2 protein-coding genes are annotated in these 2645 nt (G+C 36.9%); both read right to left on the reverse strand.

The genetic code is table 11. The features are described 5' to 3' along the window. Positions 1-162: 162 nt before the first annotated feature. Complete coding sequence (gene istB, locus FND99_RS20105; protein WP_144339709.1) at positions 163-900, reverse strand: IS21-like element helper ATPase IstB; 738 nt, start codon at positions 898-900, stop codon at positions 163-165. A gap of 16 nt (positions 901-916) precedes the next feature. Beyond that, positions 917-2464 (reverse strand): IS21 family transposase, encoded by a 1548-nt coding sequence (istA, locus tag FND99_RS20110; protein WP_144339710.1) that lies wholly within the window; start codon positions 2462-2464, stop codon positions 917-919. Positions 2465-2645 lie beyond the last annotated feature (181 nt).

The raw sequence follows: 2645 nt of genomic DNA on the forward strand, positions 1-2645 counted from the left end.
TGCAAATTCCAGTGATATTGACCACCCAATTCCAATTTAAAGTGACCACCTGATTCCAATTCAAAATGACCACCTAATTCCGGAGCAAAATGACCACCTCCATTTTTCATTAAAAACTGCTCTTTTTCATCTGTTAATTAGTATTCAAATATACTTAAAATATTATCCTTTGTTTATTCCTCTTTTTTTTCTCATAGATTCCCCATGCAATTCGAGCCGGTGAGATTGATGTATAAGCCTGTCCAAAATTGCATCAGCTATGGTTTTTTCGCCAATTATATCATACCAACCTTGCACTGGGATTTGTGATGTCACAATTATAGAACCGTTATTATGCCTGTCTTCAATGATCTCCAAAAGGGTAATTCGGTTATGACTGTCTAATGCTTGGAGTCCAAAATCGTCAAGTATAATGACGTCTTGCCTTTCAATTTTGGCAAGCTCCCGCAGATAAGAACCATCTGCTTTGGCCATTTTTAATTTAGCAAACAACTTTGAGGTATTAAAATAACTCACTTTAAAACCCTGTATACAGGCTTGATACCCCAATGCAGTGCCTAAATAACTTTTGCCGACACCGGTGCTTCCCGTGATTAAGATGTTTTCATTTTTTTCTACAAATTCACATTCTGCCAGACGCAGTATTGTATTTCGATCCAGATTACGGGTTTGATCAAAATTGATGCTTTCAATATTTGATTTGTAATGGAATCGGGCATTGGTTATACTGCGCTGAATACGACGATTGTGTCTTTCGTCCCACTCTGCATCAATAAGCATTGATACAAACTGATCGAGTGTGTAATGATCTGTTTTTCCGCTTTCAATGGCTGTTTTAAAAGCATTAAACATGCCATAAAACTTCATTTGTTTCATTTTTGTTACTGTGGATTCGTTCATGTTTTCAAGATTTAATTTAGTTATAATAATGTTTTCCTCTTATGTTGCCGTGATTCGGGAGTTCCTGATCTGGTTCTTGTTCAAAATCAATATGGTCTAAGTTGTTTTCTAAAATATTTTGTATCGTCTTAAAATTGTAAATTCTAAAATCGAGCGCCCGTTTACAGGCATTTATTAATCGCTGTTTACCAACCTTTTTTTCGAAGTTGAGTATTCCTAAACAACTTTTATAAGCCTGTTCAGGATGGTTCCTGCTTTCGATTATCTGCATGATATATTCTGCTACTGCCTCATCAATACTGCTGGCCCAATCAATGAAGCGAGCAGCACTCCACTGGGCTACAAACTGATGTGTACTGGCTAAATGCTCCGGGATTGTGGTATAGACATAAGGTTTGTAATTTCGATGGTGGACAGCTATTCGATTGTATTTATGATAGATCTCCACGGTTGATTTTGTATACAAGAGTTTGGCTTTTTTCTTTACATATTGATACGGAACACTGTAATAATTTTTGTCTTGACTTAATTGGACATGCCCATTTTGCATTACCGTTGCAAAGGATTGGTATTTTATTTCAAAGCGTTCTTGTGGTAGTGGACGCAGTTTTTGCTTCTCATCCTCTACAAATAATTCTTTTCGAGAGTAAGGACGGCCGGTGAGTTTTCGACTGTTATGAGCATCCAATAGATCCCATACCTGCTGGTTCAATTCCTCCAGAGAAAAGAATTTGGTTTCTTTTAGGGTTACATAAATCCTTCTGTACAATATCTTGACAGCTCCTTCAACTAATGACTTATCTCTGGGTTTATAAGCCCTAGCGGGTAGGATTGTAGTTTCGTAATGTTCCGCTAAATCAGCCAGAGTTTCATTAATTGTCGGCTCAAAACGACTACTTTTTATTACTGCAGATTTTAAATTATCCGGGACAATTGCCTCAGGAGTGCCTTCAAAAAAGCGCATGGCATTTTCTACTGAAGTGACAAAATCCTCCTTTTGCTGGCTCATGGAAGCCTCAGCATAGGTGTATTGGCTAGCTCCCAATATGGCCACAAAAAATTGTACTTCTTTGATTTCTCCTGTGCCATTATCAATAATGGAGAGTGTTTTTCCGGCATAATCCACATACATTTTATCACCGGCTTTGTGATTCATGTGCATTACTGGATTGACTCGTTTACTCCATACTTTGTAATGATGAGCAAATTGCGAGCTCCTGTAACCATCAGGGTTTATGTCAACATATTGCTCCCACATGTGTTGTATGGTAACGCCAACTTTTTTTAGTTCACGCTCCATTTTAGGAAAAAAATTATGGAGTGTCTGCAATTTGGGACTAATTGATTCCACAGTAGTCTGTGAAAACAAAAGCTCTAGTTCAGCATCTGTTTTTTTATCAATTAATTCAAAGTTTAATCCGAGGACTTCGTATAAAGAGATATACTTCTTTACCGTATTCCTAGAAAGGGATAAGTAGCTACTTATAAATAACTTGCTTTTTCCGTCACAATAGAATTTAATTACTTTTCTAATTTTACTCATGTCTGTTATTTTGTTTGCCATAATCCGTGTTTTTTTTAACGAATGTATGGTTCTAACAACATGAAAAAGTCAGTAGTTTTTAATAATCAATTTACCCCGAAATTAGGTGGTCAATTTGAACTGGAAAATGGTGGTCAGTTTGCTCCGGAACTGGTGATCAATTTACACTGGAAAGTGGTGGTCAATTTGACCGGTTTTTCCA

The sequence above is a fragment of the Flavobacterium daemonense genome, assembly GCF_007341385.1.
Taxonomy (GTDB): Bacteria; Bacteroidota; Bacteroidia; order Flavobacteriales; family Flavobacteriaceae; genus Flavobacterium; species Flavobacterium daemonense.

What these genes read in the sequence shown, in the direction of transcription:
- istB (WP_144339709.1), bottom strand. Translation starts at nt 900, where the DNA reads ATGAACGAATCCACAGTAACAAAAATGAAACAAATGAAGTTTTATGGC.
- istA (WP_144339710.1), bottom strand. Translation starts at nt 2,464, where the DNA reads ATGGCAAACAAAATAACAGACATGAGTAAAATTAGAAAAGTAATTAAA.